We start from the raw sequence: 21,596 nt of genomic DNA on the forward strand, positions 1-21,596 counted from the left end.
ACCAATTGCTTAGATGAGTAAACTCATCCAATCAATTGGCACCTCTCAAAGCGAAGAAATACCAACTGCTGGTCCTAACAATTGGGTACACCATATATCAGCCTCATTGGGAAGGGCATTAATATTTTTCAGGAACATGTTTGAATTATAAGTTTTAATTATAGGATGAGCTGATCGAAGTGGAAGGCACCCCATAATAATCACTCAGCTTAATGATATTGCCATGATCATCTAATTCATAGATGGCCACATCATTAGAATTTACAACAATATCGAGGGGAGCGATTATCTCAAGATCGTCCATTAATTGAGATCTGTTTTTTGATTCCTGTATTTTGGGGAGGGGCTGGGCGGCTTTTACGAACAAGGTAAAGTAGTTAATGATATAAGGACCTTAGTTATGACCTTATTTTTCCATTTGTTTAGCTATGGAATCCTTTGAAAATGCCCGCAGAGAATTATCCTGTGAAGTAGAAGACACAGTTGATAAGCTGTCAATGACTTTGGCTTTCTGTAAAGAATCGATTTTGAATTGTAAATATTCAAGTTGGGCTTCCTTAGTGCCTTTCGAAAATTTCGTTATCCCAACATATACAATTGCAGTAACCAAACCCATTAAAAAGAAACTAGCAATAAAGCCATGTGATATCGGCAGGTTTTTCCATTTAACACCCTCTGGCCTTGTGATAAACCAAATCATAACAACAAAAAGCCCTAATCCATAAGCGAAAAATAGTGTATAGATTACCGCGTCGCCCATGTTTGGTATCTTTGAAAAGATCTGAATTTCATTGGAGACAAACATCACTAATGCGGCGAAAATGGAAAGTATTTCGATATGCCTTTTGTCTGTTTTTTCAATTTCCTGTTTTACTAATTTAACATCATTCCTATCCGCATCAATCATTTTCTGAATTTCAAACATGGAATTGAACTTATTCAACTCTGCCTTAAAGCTTTCAAGTTCTTCCTTTATTTCCTTATAGTTTAAGGGCAAAACAAAAGATGACGATATGAAGCATGTCCTCAGGGTTCCGGAGCTGTCAGTAATAATTATTTTACAACCATCATACGAATTTTGGAATGCCAAATAGTCGGTCTCTTCACAAATACCAACATTTTCTACCAGGCTAGTTAGGTTTCTTTTGTAACTAGCAATGAGGTTGCTAATAATATTTAAATCGTAATTTGTTGCTTTAAATTGTTTAGAAATTTCCTCTTTGAGAAATTGGGTAAGGATCTTATAATAGGGGAAGAAGTTTTTATTTTTAAAGGTGTCTGCCTTGTCGGTGTATTCTTTAAGTTTTACTTTCCAGTTTTCAAGCGTAAATTCCTTTTTATCTAATTCAAGGGAAAGGATATTATTTTCTAAGTAGCAATGAACAATATGCAATGCTTTTTTGTCAAATGGCGATGAGCTAGTTAATTGTCCGTCATAATATTGCTGGTAAGGTGTCCTTAGCCCTTTTAACTTACTCAAATCTCCAATGTCATCTTTGTAATATTTAATCAATGCATGAAAATCGTCTAAATTAAGATCGACATCGTTTTCCAGTTTAGATAAAGCAGTATCCCGACGCTGGTCATAGATAGGATTGTTAAAATTGCTGCCATAATGCCCTTTAATAATTTCATTAAAATTACGGAATTCGGCGATTTCGTTTAACTGCACTGTCGAATAGTTAAAATCAATCGCATACAAATAATTTTTTTGTGATTGTTTTAGTCTGTAGGAAATTTTATATAATAAAAAACCACATTTCTTCAGTAGTAATTCTGTGGCAGTGTTTGAAATCCTGAAGTTTTTAAGCTGGTCTTGTATAAGTAAAAGATTGGTAAAATAGCTCTTACTGAAAGAAATGCTATGATCAATTTGGGCTAGTTCCACATTCAAATCAAACAATTTGTCCAACTGTTTTGCAGCTCCATTGGCATCTTTTCTTTTATCGCCATCATTCTTAATTACGTAGAATATTTGGCTTGTATTGGGATGATAAACAAGATGACTTTCGACGAAATCAAGTAATGATTTATATCTTTTAAGGGTTTGTCTTAAGGAATAATAAAAATTTGTTTGAAATAGCTCCTGAGCTACTAATGTGATATTCGGAAAGCCCGGTATATCGAAATTTGCAATTTGCTGAATATAATTTTCAATATTGTCAACTTTCTGCCGATGGTCAGCAATATTAGAAACGTACTCTCCGGATAACACTGAAAAGTTTAATTGTTCAAATAATCCAGTTGCAACAATATCCAACTTTTCAGCAATAGTCACTTCAAGTAAGGCTTTGTCGTCATTGTTATCAACATTATCAGAAGGTAACGTAGTGTTGTATTGAGTAGCCCAATCAAAGGTAAGGTCTGTTTGAATATAGGTCAACGCGTCATCTATGTACGCCATGTATCAGGTTTCTATTTGAAGATTTTGGGTTCACTCATGATCATTTCGCAGGAAATGGGCATAGATAGTTTACCGTTTCTTTTTGCCAGTGAGAATACGGTTATCCAAGATTGATACCGGTGACTTAAATCAACAAGATCAAAAGCATTCATATTAATCAAATCGGGATTTTTCTCTTTTAAAATAGAAATCGAATGAATGATTCTATTCTTAACATCGTTGTCCAGATAATCTTCTGTAAGATATTCATGTATTCCAGGTTTAAACATTGTATTGTTCCTGGAAATATCATAAACAACAGATTCATCCATATGATCAAGAATTTCACTTTCTACATGTCCATATGGTAAAGCCGCAAAAGAATCAAAGATGGTTAATAATCCAGCATCATGTACTGAAGCCGTAGCGGCGGCTGTGAAGAAAAGTAATTTTATAACTTTTAATCGTGATAGGTCGTTATTCGCCCATTGACCATTTTTCTCCGAGTACCATTCCGTTAATTGGTAAACCACATAATCAAATGCAGCCAGTTTTGTGTGTAAACTCATGAGCTAAGGCTTTTGTGGAATTACATAGTAAATTAACATATAAACCAATGGATTGCGAGTTAAAGTTATAAACAATTGAGTTTATTTATTAACAACTCTGTATATAGAGTTAAAATTATGATTTTGGCACCTGATCCGTTCTCAATGGAGGCATCCTGGCCAAATTGACTGATACAGGAACTTTTTATTGTCTCTAGCCAATTGGGAAGGAATGGAAGACCATATTTATCATACTTTAAGTGCCAATTTCTTGATTAAATTCACATAAATGGCATTAAACTATGTAGAGTTAAATATGGTCCCTGAAAAAATCACTTTTCATATGGAATAAGTTGATTCCGGCATCTTATAAGAAATATCTCTATGTACCTTAATCTCAATAATATACTTATTATCCCGCTTTCGCTATTGTTTATTGGTTGTTCCACTAATACAAGAAAACTGTCACCTCAGGAAATAACATGTCAGGATGAAACGAAAAAGGCACAAGCTGATATAAAAAATGGGAAAATTGTTTACTGTAATTATACAAATCCGAAGTTTCAGCCATTAAGGTATATAGATGAAATGTCTGAGCTATTGCTAAAACAACACATAGTGATACAAGATTTTAGAAATTATAACCAAAGCAGCAAATGCTATTGTGAGTCAATGGAAGATGAAATAAAAAGGCATTTTGGAGGTGATTTTATTACTTCGGTAAAACGTATGTCGGATAGTATTTTTCTTGTAAAACATATTAATGATACAATTGAGCCAGAGGACTGCGATACCAGACCGGCTTACCCGGGAAGTACTAAAAATTTCGATGAGAGCGATTTATTCCAATCTCGCTTTGATTCACTGGTGAAGTATCCCAAAGGATACAAGAACAGAATTGAAACTGCTTCCAGAGATTTAATGTATGTCAAATTTGTGGTAAAAAAAACGGGGGAGATAGTAATTACTGGATTTATATCAGTCATCAGGAATACAAATAATAAACAATTTAAGAAGTATTTGGAAAACCAGATCCGTAATACTCTTCCTCTCAATGGATGGAAATCTGCTACTATATTAGGTCAGCCTGTAAATTGTAATATGGGTATATCAATCGAACTTAAGTAATATCCCGACTATAATCTGTAACTGAAATTATTCTTTCTCAAGTGCAACGTTGACAAATAATCATCAAGTATATAGCCCGCCAAGGCGGGCTATATACTTGGTGAAAACAATCCAAATATCCTCAATACTTAAAATTCTGCTCAAATGTATTCGAAGCATCCATTGCTGATTGCGGAATCGGATAAATCCTCCGGTAAGGTTCTGATGCTACTACCTTCGCGGTACCAGTAGCCTCAAATTTCCCAAAACGGATCATTTGTTTCCTTCTGTACATTTCCCAATAAGTCTCGTAACCTATCTCATTGTACAGTGATTGCTCATCCAGTGTAGTAATAGCTGTTCCCGGAGCGTTGCTATAAAGTGCTTCACGGGTTCTGGTTGTCCGTAGCTTGTTAATATCTGCCATCGCCAGATCTGTCTGACCTTTACGGAAATATGCTTCAGCACGTAAGCAATAAATAACACCTAAACGATATAGCGGGATATCCACATTACTGGTGCTATTACTCCCCTTTTCAGGATCGAATTCGAACTTGAAAACACGCACGCCACGATTGATTTGTGCCTGTGTGAAAACAGCCTGTGCAGGATTATCAAAATTAAGTTCAGGAGTAAAATCCATCAGCTGAGAGGTATTCTTTTCACAATAGAGCATTGATACTTTGATACGGTTATCTGCTGTCATCTCGAAAGTACCGTTTAGCAGTTTAGGTCCATACTGCTGTCCTGCCAGGAGGCCACGGTTGAAGTGGAACCAGGGCACAGTGCTGGCAACTACAATGCTCGTAGCTGGCACGCTTACATCTGTACCATCGTTCATGAACCAGGTGCCATCTGCATACTGATAATGTCTGGAAAAACGAGGATCATCGTGTTTTCCATCCCAGGTAGCATAAAATTCAGGAGAAGTACATACAGCGTTGGTACCCCTGTTAAGCGGAGAAGGTTTCTGATTCCTTTCCATAGTCATGTAAGCAAAATCGTTATCGCTGTTTCTCAGGGTATTAACGTCTTGCGATACTACGAAAATCAGTTCTGGTCTGCCGGCATTGTCTATATCGAAGTTCCTGAAATAATTACTTTCCAGAGAGAACTGCGAATTGTCTATGAGCAGGGAAGTATAATAGATCACCTTATCCATATCAGTGCCATTATTGTCAACTGCAGCTTCTAAGAAGTTGAAGCCGGTAGTAGCATAACGATCTTTAAACACTGCACGGTTCAGGTACATATCGGCCAACAAGGCATATGCAGCCTGTTTGGTGAATCTTCCGTTATGTGTATTCTGTTCTTTCAGGTTAGCCAGGTCTGGCAGTATTGCTTCTACTTCTTTGATCAGACCATTGATAGCAGTATCTGCCTTTTTAACTTCCACCAGAGCATTTGCAACGAAAGGATTCCGGTATGGAGCCTGTCCAAAAAGATCCAGTGTATGGTAAGTGTAAAATGCCAGCAACCCTCTTGCTTCTGCAAGGAACAGTGTTTTATTGGCAAAATTCTGCGCATTATTGATACTGCTGATAGCTGTCAGCGACTTGGTAATACCGCTGTTCAGGTTATTCCAGGTGTTGGTAACAACGGAGTTATCGGGTCCCCAGGTAAACTCGTGAACGGCACGCCAAACACCACCATCGCCCCAGTCACTACCACGTTGAGGCAGTAACGCTTCATCCGTTGAATATTCCTGTAATCCGAACACGTTACCATGATCTACAAAAGTAGCATCTCCCATTTGTCCGTATGCTGCAGCAATTGCATTCTCCGGATTTGAATTGTTAGAGCCTAATACCTCGTCAATCACTTTCTCGTGCAGGTCTGTACATCCTACCATTGCCACAGTAAGGAAGATACCCGCTAATTTATGTAGTTGTAATGATTTCATATTTCTTAAAATTTAACCGTTGCACCTAAAAGGAATGTTTTTGCAGCCGGATAGGTAGTATAATCGATACCGAGCGACTGGTTGCCACCCGAGTTCTTCGTTGTATTAACCAATGGATCATACCCGGAATAACCAGTGATTGTCATCAGGTTCTGGGCACTCACGTACAGGTTAAACGATTTCAGCCATTTAAGTCTGTCGAATGCAAAAGTATATCCGAAACGGATATTGTTTAAACGAACGAAATCTGATTTTTCCAGGTATAAAGACGACAGCTGCACTGGATTGGTAGTGCTGGCTTTCGCTTCATAATATTTCCTCAGTACGTTACGGTCAGATGCCAGACTGTTGATGTTCAGATCTAATGCTGTATTGTTAACCAGGTATCCGCCTGTTTGTCCGATGAAGGAAAACGAAAAGTCAAATTTCCTATAACGCAACTGGCTGTTCAAACCAAAGTTGAAATTAGGGATAGCACCTTCAAAAATCTGCCTGTCGCTTGCATTGATAACGCCATCGGCTTTTTTGTCCTCAAAAATATCCTTGCCATCCTTATCATAACCCAGGTGTTTCAACATGAAGAAAGAACCTGCCTCATAGCCATTCTTATAGATGTTGGCATTAACACCGGAAAGACCAGGACCGGATATACTACCGGAGTAAAGCTCAGAAACCGGAAGGTCTTTGATCTTGTTGGATAATGTAGATCCGTTCACATCCAATGACCAGCTGAAATCTTTTGTATGGATCAGTTGTGATCCTAACATGATTTCAAATCCTTTGTTTACGATCTGGGCATCTACGTTCTTCCATATAGTGGTAGTAGGACTTAGTGGACCAGAAGGAATATTCAGGATAGGATTTTTAGTGGTCTTGTTATAATATTCCAGTGAACCGTATACTTTGTTTTTCCAAAAACCGAAATCCACACCTATGTTATACTGTTCTACCAACTCCCATTTCAGATCAGGATTAGCAGTACGGTTTACGGTAGTACCATTCACCAGATTGAGATTGTCATACAGGTAATATCCTGCAGCTGTAGACAATGAGTAACTAGCCTGCGTGAGCTTGTTAGGCACTTCCTGGTTACCGGTCTGTCCCCAGCTGGCACGAAGTTTTAACTCCTCGATAGCGCTGATATCTTTCAGGAAGTTTTCACGCGATAATGCCCAGCCCAATGCTACGGATGGGAAGTATCCATACTTCTTATTTTCTCCGAAACGGGTAGAACCATCAGCACGGATAGAAGCTGTAAACATATAACGGCTGTCATAATTATAGTTGACACGTCCGAAATAAGATTGCAGTTCGTTTTCCTGCGCATAACCACTTGGGCTGGTAGATGTTCCTGAATAACCAGGATTGTATTCCGGATCCACCCCCTGTCCCTGCTTAGTGATACCAATCATGCCAAAAGTAGTACCGGAGAACTTGAACTGCTGGTAGGAAAAACCACCCAGTACTTCAAACTGATGTTTATTGATAGCAAGATTATATGTCAGATAATGTTCCAGTAAAGTAGTTAAGGATGACAGGTTATTCTGTGCATAAGCACCTGTTGGCTGTCTGTCTGTAACGTTCGGATAGATAGTGCTATTACGCTCTGAAGTGGATTTATCAACACCATAATTGAAACGGTAGTTTAATCCGGGCAATATTCTGAATGAGGCTTCGATATTTCCCAATACGCGGAACGTATTCGTTTTGTCATCATAAATGCTCAACAGGTAAGCAGGGTTATAATGAGCATTCATATTGAAATTCGTATATCCGCCGGTTGAATCACGCAAAGAACGTGTAGGATTGGCCATCAGGGCATGTATAATAAGCTGACCATCCGAACCCGCCGTATTACCATTAGGGATAGCTGTTTCATTAATGTCGCTGGCTGTCAGATTCATCTTAACGGTCAGACGTTTATCATCAAAAAATGACTCCTCAGCATTCAGCCTCGCAGTAGTTCTTTTGAAGCTGCTTTTCTCAACAATTCCATCCTGATCCATACGGGAAAGAGATGCCAGGTAACTGCCGGTAGCAGAAGATTTCGCAAACGACAGATTGTGATTCTGAACAAAACCATTGCGGTAAATCACGTCCTGCCAATCGGTATTACCGCCATGATCGTAAGCCGGATTTACCAGTGCTTTCCGATATTCATCAGCATTCAGTACGTCCAGTTTTTTTATCACTTTAGAAGTACCTAAATACGCATCGTAGGTCAAACTAGCAGCACCCTTGCCTCCACGTTTGGTAGTGATCAGTACCACACCGTTAGAACCTCTGGCACCATAAATAGACGCTGCAGAGGCATCTTTTAAAATGGTGATGGTTTCAATATCACTGGTGTTCAGGAAGTTCAATGGATTTTTAGGCTCAGAACTACCTAATCCGAAATCCGGTCCACCAGCACTTACATTATCATTACTCAACGGCACACCATCTACAACGAATAATGGCGTACTACCGCTCCTGATAGATCCCACACCGCGAATGAAAACATCCACGCCGGCACCAGGTTCACCACTGGATTGTGCGAGGCGGACGCCCGCAACTTTCCCCTGAAGCATGTTATCAACAGAAATATTGACACCCTGCTTGATATTTTCGGCCTTCAATTGCGTCAATGCGCCTGTTACGTCAGCTTTGGTTTGGCTACCATAACCTACCACTACCACCTCTCCCAACTGGCTATTACTTATGGCCAGCGTTATGTTCAGAAATTTGGTACTGGCAGACACTTCCTGTGATGTGTAACCAATGGAAGAGATAACCAGTTTATCATCTTTGGCTACCTCAATGCTAAATTCACCGCGGTCGTTTGTCGTTGTTACCCGGTTGGAAGAAAGCGATTTCACGGAGGCACCTGGTATAGGAGTACCATCAGAGCCAACGACAACCCCCTTGATGGGTTCCTGCCGGGCTACCTGATCATAATTAAGATGATGTGCCGCATGGGCGATGGAAGGGCTTACGGCTGAAAGCCACACCGCTACCATTAAAAGAAATTGATTGTTCATAGTCAATCTGCTATTACGGTTGATGTTAAAAGAAATACTTAATCCTGACCTGTTGGCCATTATTTCAGATGTGTTGGATCATCATTGTGTAAAGTGGGTTGACAGGGAGTTTCCTGTACAAAATATACACTCTAAAGAAAAAGCAATGAAAATACCATAGGTAAAACACAATATGTTTTGTTGTGCGAAAAAGTTCTTATAGGTGATTTGTCCTTTTTTAAATAGGTTGCAATGTTAAGGCGCTTTTCAGAATTTGTTGTTAACTCAAAGTTATGTTTACTTTAAATAAATTTAGTGCATTGATTGATAACCTTTCACCCATACACGATGTGAGTTTTTCCAGACTACTCCATGGAATGTATAAATTGAAACTCAGGGATCATGGGTGTGTTGATTTATTTGGCAATTTATGTCAAAATTAGTATTATGGCAATTATTCTGCTGATAGCGGATATAATGATCCGATGCCGGCTTATCTAAATATCATTTGAACCTGATAAAGCATATTTTAAATTCTACAGAAAAACATGATTATGAAAAGATTTGTTCTAAAACCCAATGTTAGTTTTTCTTTGAAACAGCTTAGTTTCCGTATCTTTTTGTGCTTCTTTGTTTTTGTTGTCTCAACCAATAGCAAAGTTACGGCACAACAGGTGGCCTACAAGTTATCTGAGCTTGAATCCAAATCCTTATTTATTACAGAAAACAGAACGGTATCTTCACTACCTGATAAATATGCGGTCCGGGTTTCAGCAGCAGAAGGATCTGGCGTTGCCTGGATAAAGAATACTGAATTCTCTAAGGGAACTATTGAAGTAGATTTACGTGGTAAAGATATTAAACAAGGCAGTTTTTTAGGAATTGCTTTTCATGGCACATCGAAGAATGATTGTGAGGTAATCTATTTCAGGCCTTTCAATTTTGTTGCAAAAGACAGCCTTCCCAGAATGCATATGGTACAGTATGTTCTTGATACAACCTATGGATGGGAGCGTCTTAGAGATGAACATCCTGGTGTGTACGAAAATAAGGTTCTCTCCCCTCCTGCTCCAAATGACTGGTTTCATGTGAAGATTGAAGTGCAGAAAGAATTAATTAAAGTATATGTGAATAATTCACCCGAATCTTGCCTGGAGGTTAGATCTTTAAACAAGAAGAAAAGTGGAAAGATTGGTTTATGGGTTGGGAATTTTTCAGACGGTGATTTTGCCAATCTTGCAGTAAAAACCAATTAGAGCATTTTATTAATACCGATGAAAAATTGTCATCGCGATTCCACTTAATCCGAAATACCATAAATTAAAAAGCTACCAGGACTAATAAACCTGGTAGCTTTTAAAATGTTGATTAATCCAGATAACAAACCAAGACTGTTAAGAAAAAGGTAGCCAGCAAGTGGAAAAAAGTAACTGTAATCCGGGCTTTGGGGAAACGAAAAACGTGATACAACCCCCCAATTGAAATTGCATCACGTTTAGTGAGAAAGGTTACCCGAGGGAGAAGAATATTAAAAGAAAAAAATGGGTCGTACGTAGCTGTAGAAAATAATACTAAAAGTTAGTAGGAAGAGTGTAGCTGTTGTTAGGAACTGTCTTAACGTCGCGGTTGTTTTTAAGAGATACAGGTTGTTCAGCTACTTTGCATTTACAAACCACGCGTTTTTTGATCTGGAGTTTTTTGGTCGACATAGAGTTAGATTTAGGATTAATGATTATCTACACCTAAGTTTGTCTTTTATCAAAAAGAAACATAATTCTTTCGACCAAGCACATCTGTTATTCGACAAGATAGGTTTATACCCTATCATATTATAAATATTAGTAATTGTACCTTATGTATTAAAACAATTCTACAATATGTTTTTTCACATCTTCCCAATAGGTGGGGCCTATAGGGATCCTTTTTACCGTAGGTAGGATAATTTCTATATGCATGTCCTGAATATATTTAATAGCGCTTTTACGGACAATACAGGAGCGATTAACACGTAGAAAAAAGGGAGGGGGCAGCAATTCTTCTATTTTATTCATGGTCACGTTCAAAATAACTTTCCCGGTTGGCAACTGTAATTCCATATAATCTTTTAACGCCTGTACCAGGATAATATCTTCTATACATATCTGCACTCTCTTACGGCCTTCTCTGGCCCATACATAGTTTTTCGTTTCGTTATTTTTAGGGGTATTGACGGAAGGATGTTGTATTTGCTTCAATTTAAAAAGTTCATTTGCCTTAGTAACCGCTTTGAGGAAGCGTTCAAATGCAACAGGTTTAAGCAGATAATCTACCACATCCAATTCATAACTTTCCAGGGCATATTCATGAAAAGCAGTTGTAAATATAACCAGGATGTTTTTTTGACGAAGAATACGCAACATTTCCAATCCTGTCATTTCCGGCATTTGTATATCCAGAAAAATTAAATCAGGCTGCAATTCCTGTATCGATTCCAATGCAATTATAGCATTGTCACAAATACCTACAATGTTTAAATAGCTTACTTTCCTGGATAAATTCTCCAGTATTTGCTGGGCTATGGGTTCATCATCAACAATCAGAATTTTCATCGTAAAAGGGTATAGTATAGGTTATAGCTTTAGTATCAGCGATACTTCATAAACATCGTCTGTTTCTTTTATGTCCAGGCTGTAGCGCGTTTGATATTCCAGCTCCAGTCGGCGTCGTACATTTTTAAGTCCCAGACCACCGGTTGATTCATTATTCTTTTTGCCAGTGGCAGTAACAGGATTATTGTTTGCACAATGGAAAGTTAAAAGGCCCTCTTTCTCAGTCATAGACAGCTTTATCCATGCGTTCTTAATAGTAGCATTTACCCCATGCTTAAAAGCATTCTCAATAAAGTTAATTAAAATTAAGGGTTTAATAATTTTTTCTTTGTTTTCAATCTGCCCAAAATCATATTCAATTTGCACCCGGCTTTCTTTATACCGCATTTTTTCAAGAAGCAGGTAATTACTCAAAAACTCAATCTCTTCTTTAAGTGTAATATGCTCTTTTTCAGAATCATACAGAGAAAAACGCAGCAAATTTGACAATTGAATTACCACTTTGCTCGCTTCCTCATTATGAATAATCAACCCGTATATGCTGTTTAAAGTATTGAATAAAAAATGCGGCTGTATCTGCGCACGCAGAAAGCTTATTTCCATGGAATTTTTTTCCTGGGCAATGGCTAATTTTTCCAGGGAGCTTTCATGGAAATCTTTAACTATTTTTATAATTATCCCAAAGGTGTTAAACCATATTATTAAGGAAAGTACCCACAGGAGCAATTCACCATCGAAAGGTTTCCCGAAACTATTTACCGTATATTTCTGGTACAACCTGGTAATAACTTCATTTTCAGGATACAGATTTCGCAACAGGTTCAAAGAACTGGTTGTTATCAATAATGACAATAAGTATATAGCCAGGATATCCGGTATAATTAAGGCCCATCTCTTTTTCCTTATATGCTGAAAAACAAAATGGCATACAAAGTAATGAATCAGGATAGCATTGAATAGTACACTAGACGAAAAGAGTACATTTTCAGCAATAAAAACACTTGCCTTGAAAGAGTATGATGTAATAGCCATGATAAAAAACAACATTATCACCCAATACAAAATATGCAACAAATGCTTCGTTGATTGATTCGGATATACAGAAAACTCGTTACTTCGCTCCATTTTTCTGATGTACTATTTGATTATAATACTTTCCACAAAAATAATATGCCATATATTCCATAAAACGCTGTTCGGTAGTAAACCACCTGTTCATGCTCATATGTATGTAACTCGAAATATTGTCTAAAGACAATGCCATACTCTTTAACTTAACGGCCCTTTCAGCAAAGACCTCATTAAATCGCTCTCCACTTAAAAAATCTGCAATCGGCTTTCTCCATTCCTGGTATTCTGCATTCAACTGCCGTTTTACATCACGTCCAAATTCACTGGCAAAAGCATCAGACATCTCAGTACAGAAAGTAATTCTTTCCCGTAACGACATTCCATACAAAGATAGCCAGTTATCCATATTTTTAATAGAAGTTAAAAACCTTATCTGCTGATCATCTTCAAAGTCTTCCTCCTCCACGCAGGTAAGAAACAAAAGACTATCATGAAAAAAAACCTCTTCTGTTGGTAACATATAGCCCTCACCGTATCTTTCTATTTCTCTCTGGTAAGTATCCTGCTGTACCTTCCAAACCAGCCTGTTTTCTAAATACGGATGCAATATATTATAAATGTACTTTATAGCAGCAGAATACTGCTCCCCTCCTGCATTATCAACTAAATGTAACCGGAACCTGATATGGTAATGCGGATCGGTATAACGAATGAAAAAAGCCTGATTGATAACCTCCTCCTTCAACAGAAAATCGATAACAGGTTTTATCACCTTTAATAAAATTTTATCCGACGCCTTCGCTCCACAGAATATTTTAAAATACACCCACTCGCTGCCAGGTTCAAAAGCACGCTGAATTCTGCCCTTCCCCTCTTTTACAAATGAATGTATATTCACTGGCTTTTGCTTAGCTAAGGGAAGTATGAACTGCTGAACAAAAGGTTCGCCATGACCAGGTGTGCTATTATCAAATAACCATTCCACCAGTTTTACCGTAGTACATCCCCGCATCTCTTTTAGCAGTACCTGCAAATAAGTATCATTCTCTGTGTCTATGAATAGTTCATTATCGCCTTCGCAAAAACATACCAGTTTTGCCACTTCCCACCTGGATAAAAAAAGCCTGAGTGCTGCCAGTTGATCATCAACCTGCATAATATCCTGTATATCAGATTCCCGCAGAAACCACGTAGCACGATGTAAAATGAAATGTTTATAACTGATACGAGGTAAAAAACGCTTATGCTGAGCCAGCGATCCCCAATTAATTTCAAACCCCGACCTCCCCTGATGCTGCAGTGCTGCTAAAAATTTATATACAGCAATGGAACTGTTTGCATAATTGTGGGCATTAGATAATCTTGGGATTATACGCTTTTCCCATTTGCGCGACCGGAGAATAATCTCATCCCGCTGAATAGAAACCATCATATCCTCAATAGTCAGCTGCCTTTCACCATCCACAGCACTGGCACCCAGGAATGGAATTTCATAGTGAAAAAGTTGTTCTCTTCTTGCAATATTACCTACCCTGCCTTCAGGAATATGTATGATCTCGGCAAAAGCTATGTGTTCATTTGCCTTCATTTCATCTTCGGCCAGCTCCCTACAAAAAGCACTCATCTCCTTTCCAAGATGTGCAAACCTGCCTAATAATATATTGGAATGTGCGCCACCTACATGCTGCAGCAACATATGCCCGGAAGGAAGGCAGGCACCCATTACAGTAAAATAATTGGCAAGCTGGCCTGATTTATCTTCCAGTTTCTCAAAATCTTTATCCTGTAGCTGAATCCCCTTTTTCAAGGTATCCCTATCCCAATATTCCATCCTATCCTGCAGCCAGGCATTACATTCACCGGTTCTTTTGCTTACTTTTTTTTTAGCAGGCAAATTCATTCTTTCCGCTAATGAATTATGCGCCACATTGCCAATATTGTCAGTAGCAGGAAACCCTATGCCAAATTCAGGATCTAATACCTCTGCCAATGAAACCTCCTGGGTTTCATATTTTTCAGTAAACTTTTTCTTGAACCGGTCCAGCTGTACTTCTACCGGAGAAACAGCATGAGAAAGTTTGCTTAATATGGAAATTGCTTTCCCCATTTCCTTTAAGCCCGACCTGGGGAACATAAATGGAGCAGGTACCGGTTGTTTCAGGTCGGCATGAAAAATATGGCGTTGCGCCACTTCAATATCCAGTTCCTTTAATACCTTTTCTAAATGGTTGATATCATCGACCGGTAAAACGCCAAGGGGGAGGTTCTCAAATTTGCGTAGTATCTTTTGAATTTCTTCGAATAAATCAAGAAAAATCGTGGCCGCTGCAACAGGCAGTTTCGCTAACCTTTCCAGCACGCACCGGATGTTATCTGCCTCATTTTCAATAGTCAATCCCAACTGCAATTCACTAACCAATAGCTGTGTTTCAATAAGTTCTCCTGCAAAAACTTCAAACTCTTCATAGGTGTTATCCTCATCAAGCATAGCGTACATATCGGCAATAGTAAGCGCTTTATTTTGCCGTATCAGTGCTATAAGCCTTTCCAGCAAGTCCGTTTGGTCAATAGAACTGATCTGATACTGACATTTGCCTTCTTCTATAATGGCCTCTATAAAACGGTACTGACCAGCGATATGATATAAAGAGTCATTTACCTGGTAACGAAGGTGAACCCATAAGGCAGGATGTTGCTCCACTTTTTTTATGATCTGCTGAAGCAGCCCCATATCAATGCGCACCTTTCGTTTGCTGGTCTTATCGGCCAGCTCTTCGCGACTATCTATACCGGCTAAAGCGCATCCTGCATAAATACCATAAGGGGTAGACCGGGTACTTGCACGAATAGCATACTTTTTTAAAGTATGCATTAGTTTATGTTGCCTCGATGTATCAACATTTCCATTTTTAAATTCCAGCACCGTTTCACGAAGTTGTGGAGAACTCCAGTAAAGTCCTTCAACAAATACAGGATCTCCCAGCATGCTAAAAACAACCTTATCAAGATCGAGAGTTCTGTTCTGCTGATCAAATAAACGCTGATAGGAATATAGGGGTGTTCGAACAACAACCTTACCGTAGTCTTTAAAGGATCCTTCCTGCATATTATTTGTTAAGTACTGGGTTGCAGATAATATATACAATAGAAATGGGCTACCAACAACCAATATATGCAAAAAATAGAATTTCTCAAAACAGGATTCTACCCGGGATCAATTAAACATACTCCCAAATATTCTTTGAAAAATACTTCTGTCACTTAACACTATCTCAGCACTCCCTTCCATCACCGGCAATATGGGTATTTCCTTTTTTTGCGAGGTAATTATCTTTTTCTGATTCAGCTCAACATAAGCCAGATGATCGCCATCCATTTGTACGGGGAGAATGGAAGAAATAGTTCCCTCCAAAAATCCATATTCATTACTTGGAAAGTCCGACAGTTCAATCTTAACCGACTGACCTACCCTTACGTTTCCGGCACGCTTGCTTTTATACCTTACTTTTATTTCGGCCCTGGATGATTTAGGAACTACCCATATAATCTGATCTAATGTATTCTTTTGATCTATACCCTTAGCTATATAAATTTTACCCTCCATAGGGGTAATGGTATAATAACTTTTCCCTTCCTTTGGGTCATATCGCGTTAGCAATGTATCGCCAGGCACAACCTCATCTCCATCTTTCACAAAGTAATTAAATTTGAAATTAGCATTTTCATCAGTTCTTCTTACGGTTACTTTCCCCGGCTGATGTTCGCCCTGCATCAGCACCGTTCCATTAAGTGTATCAGGGAAACGAATTAAGTTAGCAATCAGTAAACCTAATATACCTACGGCAAATAAAACAGTTATCCCCCAACGGATGATCCATGTAGGAATATTTCCCACCACTTCCTCCATTTCATTACTCCTGATTTCTAAAGATTGGTTATTCTCTGGCATATCTTTATTATTTATGCAACATCCAATTCTAATTGATTTTTAACCAATTCGAAATAATACCCTTTACTTCTTGTCAATTCGCTATGATGACCTTCTTCTACCACCTCTCCATCTTTCATCACAATAATCTGATCAGCATTTTTAACAGTACTTAACCTATGCGCAATCACCACTACCGTTCTTCCTTTATAAAACTGGTTCAGGTTTTGCATAATTACCTTTTCATTGTTCGCATCAAGTGCACTGGTGGCCTCATCGAAAAATAAATACTTCGCATCTTTATATACCGCCCTGGCTATAAATAAACGCTGTTTTTGTCCACCACTTAAACCAGACCCGGAATTGCCAATCCGCGTAGTGAACCCTAAAGGCAGTTTCGAAATAAAATCATGCATATTGGCAATTCTTACCGCTTCATAAAGTTTCTCTTCCTGAATTCTTTCTCCATCCACAGCAATATTTCTTGCAATGGAATCGGAAAAAACAAATCCATCCTGCATTACAGTTCCTACGTTGTTACGCCACAACTGAGCAGATATATCCTGAAGATTCACCTCATCAATTAAAATTTGCCCTTCGGAAGGTGGATAAAACTTCAATAATAACTTTAGCAAAGTGGTTTTCCCACTTCCGCTTGCTCCTACTATGGCAGTAACTTTTCCCCTGGGAATATGCATAGAAACATTCTTCAGCACAAGCGGACTTTTGGGTGCTCCATATCTAAAAGAAAGATTAGAAATAGTAATTCCATCGCCACTATTTTTCCGGATGCTTTTTGTAAAAAGCTCATGGCTTAAATACAGCGAGTCCGAACTATTTGCAGGTTCCCTGGGCCATTTATTCTCATTATACCCGATAAGGTCTTCACTTGTTTCTTCTTCAGGCTTGCTGTGAATTTCATTAAGCCTGTCAAGGCTTATTTTTGCATCCTGAACGCTTTTTATAAATGAAATAATCTGGTCCAAAGGACTATTCATCTGACCCACTATGTAAGAAATACTAAGCATCACGCCAAGAGTAATCTGTTGCTCTATAACTAGTTTAGCTGCTAAATAGCTTATCACAATATTCTTAAGCTGCGTGAAAAAAGATGCACCTATCCCCTGGTATTGCTCTAATGCAAGGCTTTTAATATTCACCTTGAATAATTTAGCCTGAATGCGTTCCCACTCCCATCTTCTTGCTTTCTGGCTATTATAAAGTTTAATCTCCTGCATGCCTGTTATAATTTCAAACAAGCTGTTTTGATTTTCCCTGGACCTTTGAAAACGGTTATAATCAATATTCTTCCTTCTTTTCAGAAAAATAGAAATCCAAAAGATGGATAACGCACTTCCAATAGCAAAAACCAGTAATAATTTTGTATTGTAAAGGGATAAAACGAAAGAGAAAACAAAGAGATTAATGATAGAAAACAGCGTGCTAAGCGTTGATCCCGTTAGGAAAGACTCAATTCTTCTATGATCATTGATACGTTGTGTAATATCTCCCACATTTTTTGATTCAAAAAAATTAATGGGAAGTTTCATCAGCTTAATCAAAAAATTTGAAATAATACTGATGCTAATACGTGTGCTTATATGTAACAGAATCCAGTTCCTTATAAGATCTACCGCTATTCCGCCAAGAAAAAGCAGTAACTGAGAAAGCAGGATCAAATATATAAAGTTCATGTTCTTACGACTTACCCCAAAATCGACCAGGCTTTGCGTAAGAAACGGGAAACACATACTGATAAGACTGGCCAGAAGCATTCCCAGAATCAGCTGAGCAAAATAACGTTTATAGGGCCTTAAATAGCCCATGAGGAAACCGAATCCGCTTTTTACAGTTTGTACCTCTTCTGCGTTTCTATAAAACTCGGGAGTAGGTTCCATCAATAAGGCAATCCCCTTCTTGTCGGCCGAACTAATCCAGCACTTTTCAAACACATCCCTTTCCACCCTTACCAGATTATGGCCGGGATCTGCAATGATAATCCGTTCTACAGGGCGAAAAAAACTTTTCTTCTCTACCCCATACAGTACCACATAATGTTCCTGGTTCCAGTGCAACACACATGGAAGAGGAATCTGCTGGGTTAGCTGATCATAAGTCAATTTCGCAGACAATGTTTTGAATCCAATTTTCTCTGCTGCCTCACTTAATCCCAATAAACTAACGCCATTCTTAGTAATATATGAATTTGCCCTCAGGTAATCCAGTGAATACTCTTCCCCGTAGTAGGCAGCAATCATACGCAAACAGGTTGGACCACAATCCATGTAGTCCAACTGTTTATAAAATTTGTATTTTTTACTAAACAAAGCCATTGCATTGGAGTTTAAAAAATCAGTTGCCGCATTCAGCCATTCATTACTCCCCTATTTGAGTAGGCCAGTGCGTATCTACAGTGGTATCATCATCTGTTTTCCCTCCCGAAACATCAGTACCATCAATCTCCTCTATATTATCTTCACCTTCGCCTTTAATAATTCCAAAGGACTTCAGTTTATCAACATCCACGATGCTGTTCTTTTTGTCTTTTGGTTTCTCTTTTTTGTTCTTTTTTTTCTGTGACATGACAAGTTATTTAGTTTGATTAATATCGATCAACAAATCGGTAGTTTTGAATGAATAATTAGTAGAATCATCCTGTTCATAAATAGGAGGTTTATATTCCTTAAACCCGCCATACAATGCATCTGACTCTTCTTTTTTTATCTCAAAATCCTTGCATTGCTCCAATCCAGGATTGATATTTTTAGTAAATAAATCTTTTAGCTTCTTCATTTTAACAGATTTATAGGGTTAAATATTACACCCAATCAATAGAATAACTTAATAACTTTTTCAGTATTAGGAAACATATCCTTTGACGTTTGTAAAAAATGATTGGCCGCATTAATATAGTGGCTACGGTCTTGAAGATCTATGCCTGAGAATACAATCAAAAAGTTTTTAAGTGTATGTTCTCTTTCATTACGCACACTGAAATACTGAATGATCTCTTTTAAGAAAACAATTAAAGATTTCAAATAGAGCGCTACATTGTTCTTCATTTTAGCCAGCACACCTAATAATTCAAACAGAACCTGGTAAGTCATAGCACACCTCATTTGCGACTCTTCTTCCGGTACAGGATGCGCTATCTTATCCAGGTATTTTACTCCGGCCGGTTCTTTGGTTAAAAGAAACCATATCAGCCGGTAGCTCAACTGAATGCCATCTTTTAGCTTTGATTCAGCAAAAAAGATTCTGGCGATGTTATGATATTGCTGAATCTGAATAAATACCAGGAAATTATATCCCCTTGATATCTTCAAACCTTCATTCGTAATGATTGACTTATAAGTAAGCAGCCGGGCAAGTGACATGCGTTTTAACTTATAGTACAGATAGGCTTTTTTGGGATACAAAGTATCTAACAAAACAGCGTTCAGATCTGATCCTTTCTTTTCATTTTCAAGTTTTTTCTCTCCATCTTCAAAAACCCTGACACTCTCCTCTATTTCCTTGCTCTTTGCCAGGTTTAAAGCATTCTGAAAAACTGATTCATAGTAATCATATTTTAATAATTCATCTCCGCATGCCACCTTTGCCAGAATTTCTCTGGAATATATACTGGAAAAAAAGTCCTCATTGGCAATACTATTAGCGGCTGTATTCATTACTATTATTTTAATCAACTATAGTCATCAGTTTTTTAACTATTATTTCTTTCTTTTTATTCTCATCAAAATTATACACGCAATAATCTTTCCCTTCATTTTCAATAGCGTGTTGTGAGCAACCTCCATTACACAATGGCAGAATAGGGCATTCCAGGCAGGGTTTGTTTTTGAATTTAATATCCATCCTGGTATGGAATTTTGAATTCCATTCGATCTTACCCTCATCATTCAGTACCCCTTCCTTAGAATCGGGTGAAAAGTTTCGTGCTGTACACTTATATACGTCACCATTATAATTAATTGTTGCGTGATTTATTTTATCCGCATAACAGGAGTGCCTTACACTATCCGGAATGGCGCCCTCTTCCGACCGGAATCCAATATCTCTAACTAACCTGATCAGGAATCTTACCCTATCAGACATTACTTTATCCTCACTCACCTGCCATACTTTGTGAAATGATATGGTGGCAAAATGTCTTTTTTCATTAGAAATAGCGCACAGATCGTCAAAAACATTTTCAAAATCGCCCATATTAATACTGGTATAATTCACTCTTATACCCACACGAAAATCGTTCTCGCACAACTTCACGATATTATTTATAATAGTATCGTACGATCCCCTCGTAGCACTAACAAACCTTACGGTATCATGTGTTTCTTTATTCCCGTCCAGCGTAATCTGCAGACCGGTAACTGTATATTTCTTCAATGATTCAATAATCTCATCGGTAAGCAGAAAGGCGTTGGTAGTAAAATGGCAATCAAGATAAATATTATGAATGGCACAGAAGTCTTCTGCAAAATCCATGATAGGTTCAATAACATCACGATAATACATTAGTGGCTCTCCACCAAACCATGAAATATGAAAGGATTTAAGATTGGGGTTAGATTCAATCACATTTGCAATTAAAGAACAGGTTTTATTAACTGTTTCCTTATTCATCTTCGACCCTTTCACGTGCGATTCGTAACAATACCAGCATTTAAAATTACAGTTCATGGTAGGGTTTACCACCAATTCAAAATGTGTATCGTTCTTATCTACTTTAGCACTTAACTGTTTTACTTTTTCCACCTCATCCACCTCATCATCTACAAAAAATCCATTTTTACAAAGAGAACTATACAATGTTGGATGATACTCTGAAAGCTCTTTTATATTCTCCGGCGTTCTGATAGAGTCAAGAATGTCAGAAATGGTTGGATCTATGCCAATGAATTTATTGCTAAATGCATTATAGATATAATTTTTGTTTTCATAAACCACACTGGTATTAAACTGACTTTTCTTCATAATACAAACATTTAAGTATAATAAAAAACAAAACAAGATTATCAGTAGCCGAACAAATAGTAGATCGTAGCTTAAAATGAATAGCCTATCTT

17 protein-coding genes are annotated in these 21,596 nt (G+C 38.0%); 2 read left to right on the plus strand and 15 right to left on the minus strand.

The window, feature by feature from the left end; all coding sequences use genetic code 11:
* Positions 1–154 precede the first annotated feature (154 nt).
* The 3 genes from BM176_RS32665 to BM176_RS31435 all read right to left on the minus strand — a co-directional run bounded on the left by BM176_RS32665 (position 155) and on the right by BM176_RS31435 (position 2,952).
* Positions 155–304: a hypothetical protein gene (locus BM176_RS32665; RefSeq protein ID WP_177230619.1), complete on the minus strand. Its 150-nt coding sequence runs from the start codon at positions 302–304 to the stop codon at positions 155–157.
* Between the two features lie 102 nt (positions 305–406).
* Positions 407–2,404 (minus strand): hypothetical protein, encoded by a 1,998-nt coding sequence (locus BM176_RS31430; protein ID WP_090108383.1) that lies wholly within the window; start codon positions 2,402–2,404, stop codon positions 407–409.
* An 11-nt stretch (positions 2,405–2,415) separates the two neighbouring features.
* A complete protein-coding gene (locus BM176_RS31435) occupies positions 2,416–2,952 on the minus strand; it encodes a Panacea domain-containing protein (RefSeq protein ID WP_090108384.1) in 537 nt (178 codons plus the stop codon).
* Between the two features lie 363 nt (positions 2,953–3,315).
* Between BM176_RS31435 and BM176_RS31440 the strand changes: the two genes are divergently transcribed.
* A complete protein-coding gene (locus BM176_RS31440; protein ID WP_090108385.1) occupies positions 3,316–4,059 on the plus strand; it encodes a hypothetical protein in 744 nt (247 codons plus the stop codon).
* 121 nt (positions 4,060–4,180) lie between these two features.
* Here BM176_RS31440 and BM176_RS31445 read toward each other — a convergent pair whose 3' ends face one another.
* On the minus strand, positions 4,181–5,941 hold the full coding sequence (locus BM176_RS31445) for a RagB/SusD family nutrient uptake outer membrane protein (protein WP_090108386.1): 1,761 nt from the start codon (positions 5,939–5,941) through the stop codon (positions 4,181–4,183).
* Positions 5,942–5,946: 5 nt separating this feature from the next.
* A complete protein-coding gene (locus BM176_RS31450) occupies positions 5,947–8,961 on the minus strand; it encodes a SusC/RagA family TonB-linked outer membrane protein (protein ID WP_090108446.1) in 3,015 nt (1,004 codons plus the stop codon).
* Between the two features lie 533 nt (positions 8,962–9,494).
* Between BM176_RS31450 and BM176_RS31455 the strand changes: the two genes are divergently transcribed.
* Positions 9,495–10,196 carry a family 16 glycoside hydrolase gene (locus BM176_RS31455; RefSeq protein WP_177230620.1) on the plus strand — a complete coding sequence of 234 codons (702 nt, stop codon included), beginning with the start codon at positions 9,495–9,497 and terminating at the stop codon, positions 10,194–10,196.
* A gap of 315 nt (positions 10,197–10,511) precedes the next feature.
* Here the strand turns inward: BM176_RS31455 and BM176_RS32670 are convergent, their stop codons facing one another.
* The 10 genes from BM176_RS32670 to BM176_RS31500 form a co-directional block, all read right to left on the minus strand.
* Complete coding sequence (locus tag BM176_RS32670; protein WP_177230621.1) at positions 10,512–10,649, minus strand: hypothetical protein; 138 nt, start codon at positions 10,647–10,649, stop codon at positions 10,512–10,514.
* Between the two features lie 150 nt (positions 10,650–10,799).
* Positions 10,800–11,528, minus strand: a complete 729-nt coding sequence (locus BM176_RS31460; RefSeq protein ID WP_218162323.1) for a LytR/AlgR family response regulator transcription factor — start codon at positions 11,526–11,528, stop codon at positions 10,800–10,802.
* A gap of 21 nt (positions 11,529–11,549) precedes the next feature.
* A complete protein-coding gene (locus tag BM176_RS31465) occupies positions 11,550–12,560 on the minus strand; it encodes a sensor histidine kinase (RefSeq protein ID WP_177230622.1) in 1,011 nt (336 codons plus the stop codon).
* Positions 12,561–12,639: 79 nt separating this feature from the next.
* Entirely contained in the window at positions 12,640–15,705 is a 3,066-nt protein-coding gene (locus tag BM176_RS31470; RefSeq protein WP_090108390.1) for a lantibiotic dehydratase, read from the minus strand.
* 108 nt (positions 15,706–15,813) lie between these two features.
* Entirely contained in the window at positions 15,814–16,548 is a 735-nt protein-coding gene (locus BM176_RS31475; RefSeq protein WP_090108391.1) for a putative HlyD family type I secretion protein, read from the minus strand.
* An 11-nt stretch (positions 16,549–16,559) separates the two neighbouring features.
* Entirely contained in the window at positions 16,560–18,860 is a 2,301-nt protein-coding gene (locus BM176_RS31480; protein ID WP_090108392.1) for a peptidase domain-containing ABC transporter, read from the minus strand.
* A 43-nt stretch (positions 18,861–18,903) separates the two neighbouring features.
* A complete protein-coding gene (locus BM176_RS31485) occupies positions 18,904–19,110 on the minus strand; it encodes a hypothetical protein (protein ID WP_090108393.1) in 207 nt (68 codons plus the stop codon).
* Positions 19,111–19,116: 6 nt separating this feature from the next.
* Complete coding sequence (locus BM176_RS31490) at positions 19,117–19,320, minus strand: hypothetical protein (RefSeq protein WP_090108394.1); 204 nt, start codon at positions 19,318–19,320, stop codon at positions 19,117–19,119.
* 35 nt (positions 19,321–19,355) lie between these two features.
* Positions 19,356–20,198: a hypothetical protein gene (locus BM176_RS31495; RefSeq protein ID WP_090108395.1), complete on the minus strand. Its 843-nt coding sequence runs from the start codon at positions 20,196–20,198 to the stop codon at positions 19,356–19,358.
* 10 nt (positions 20,199–20,208) lie between these two features.
* Positions 20,209–21,504 (minus strand): radical SAM/SPASM domain-containing protein, encoded by a 1,296-nt coding sequence (locus tag BM176_RS31500; RefSeq protein WP_090108396.1) that lies wholly within the window; start codon positions 21,502–21,504, stop codon positions 20,209–20,211.
* Positions 21,505–21,596: the final 92 nt, after the last annotated feature.

The organism is Chitinophaga sp. CF118 (assembly GCF_900112615.1).
In the GTDB taxonomy this organism is placed as follows: domain Bacteria; phylum Bacteroidota; class Bacteroidia; order Chitinophagales; family Chitinophagaceae; genus Chitinophaga.

What these genes read in the sequence shown, in the direction of transcription:
- BM176_RS32665 (WP_177230619.1), bottom strand. Translation starts at nt 304, where the DNA reads ATGGACGATCTTGAGATAATCGCTCCCCTCGATATTGTTGTAAATTCT.
- BM176_RS31430 (WP_090108383.1), bottom strand. Translation starts at nt 2,404, where the DNA reads ATGGCGTACATAGATGACGCGTTGACCTATATTCAAACAGACCTTACC.
- BM176_RS31435 (WP_090108384.1), bottom strand. Translation starts at nt 2,952, where the DNA reads ATGAGTTTACACACAAAACTGGCTGCATTTGATTATGTGGTTTACCAA.
- BM176_RS31440 (WP_090108385.1), top strand. Translation starts at nt 3,316, where the DNA reads ATGTACCTTAATCTCAATAATATACTTATTATCCCGCTTTCGCTATTG.
- BM176_RS31445 (WP_090108386.1), bottom strand. Translation starts at nt 5,941, where the DNA reads ATGAAATCATTACAACTACATAAATTAGCGGGTATCTTCCTTACTGTG.
- BM176_RS31450 (WP_090108446.1), bottom strand. Translation starts at nt 8,961, where the DNA reads ATGAACAATCAATTTCTTTTAATGGTAGCGGTGTGGCTTTCAGCCGTA.
- BM176_RS31455 (WP_177230620.1), top strand. Translation starts at nt 9,495, where the DNA reads ATGAAAAGATTTGTTCTAAAACCCAATGTTAGTTTTTCTTTGAAACAG.
- BM176_RS32670 (WP_177230621.1), bottom strand. Translation starts at nt 10,649, where the DNA reads ATGTCGACCAAAAAACTCCAGATCAAAAAACGCGTGGTTTGTAAATGC.
- BM176_RS31460 (WP_218162323.1), bottom strand. Translation starts at nt 11,528, where the DNA reads ATGAAAATTCTGATTGTTGATGATGAACCCATAGCCCAGCAAATACTG.
- BM176_RS31465 (WP_177230622.1), bottom strand. Translation starts at nt 12,560, where the DNA reads ATGGCTATTACATCATACTCTTTCAAGGCAAGTGTTTTTATTGCTGAA.
- BM176_RS31470 (WP_090108390.1), bottom strand. Translation starts at nt 15,705, where the DNA reads ATGCAGGAAGGATCCTTTAAAGACTACGGTAAGGTTGTTGTTCGAACA.
- BM176_RS31475 (WP_090108391.1), bottom strand. Translation starts at nt 16,548, where the DNA reads ATGCCAGAGAATAACCAATCTTTAGAAATCAGGAGTAATGAAATGGAG.
- BM176_RS31480 (WP_090108392.1), bottom strand. Translation starts at nt 18,860, where the DNA reads ATGGCTTTGTTTAGTAAAAAATACAAATTTTATAAACAGTTGGACTAC.
- BM176_RS31485 (WP_090108393.1), bottom strand. Translation starts at nt 19,110, where the DNA reads ATGTCACAGAAAAAAAAGAACAAAAAAGAGAAACCAAAAGACAAAAAG.
- BM176_RS31490 (WP_090108394.1), bottom strand. Translation starts at nt 19,320, where the DNA reads ATGAAGAAGCTAAAAGATTTATTTACTAAAAATATCAATCCTGGATTG.
- BM176_RS31495 (WP_090108395.1), bottom strand. Translation starts at nt 20,198, where the DNA reads ATGAATACAGCCGCTAATAGTATTGCCAATGAGGACTTTTTTTCCAGT.
- BM176_RS31500 (WP_090108396.1), bottom strand. Translation starts at nt 21,504, where the DNA reads ATGAAGAAAAGTCAGTTTAATACCAGTGTGGTTTATGAAAACAAAAAT.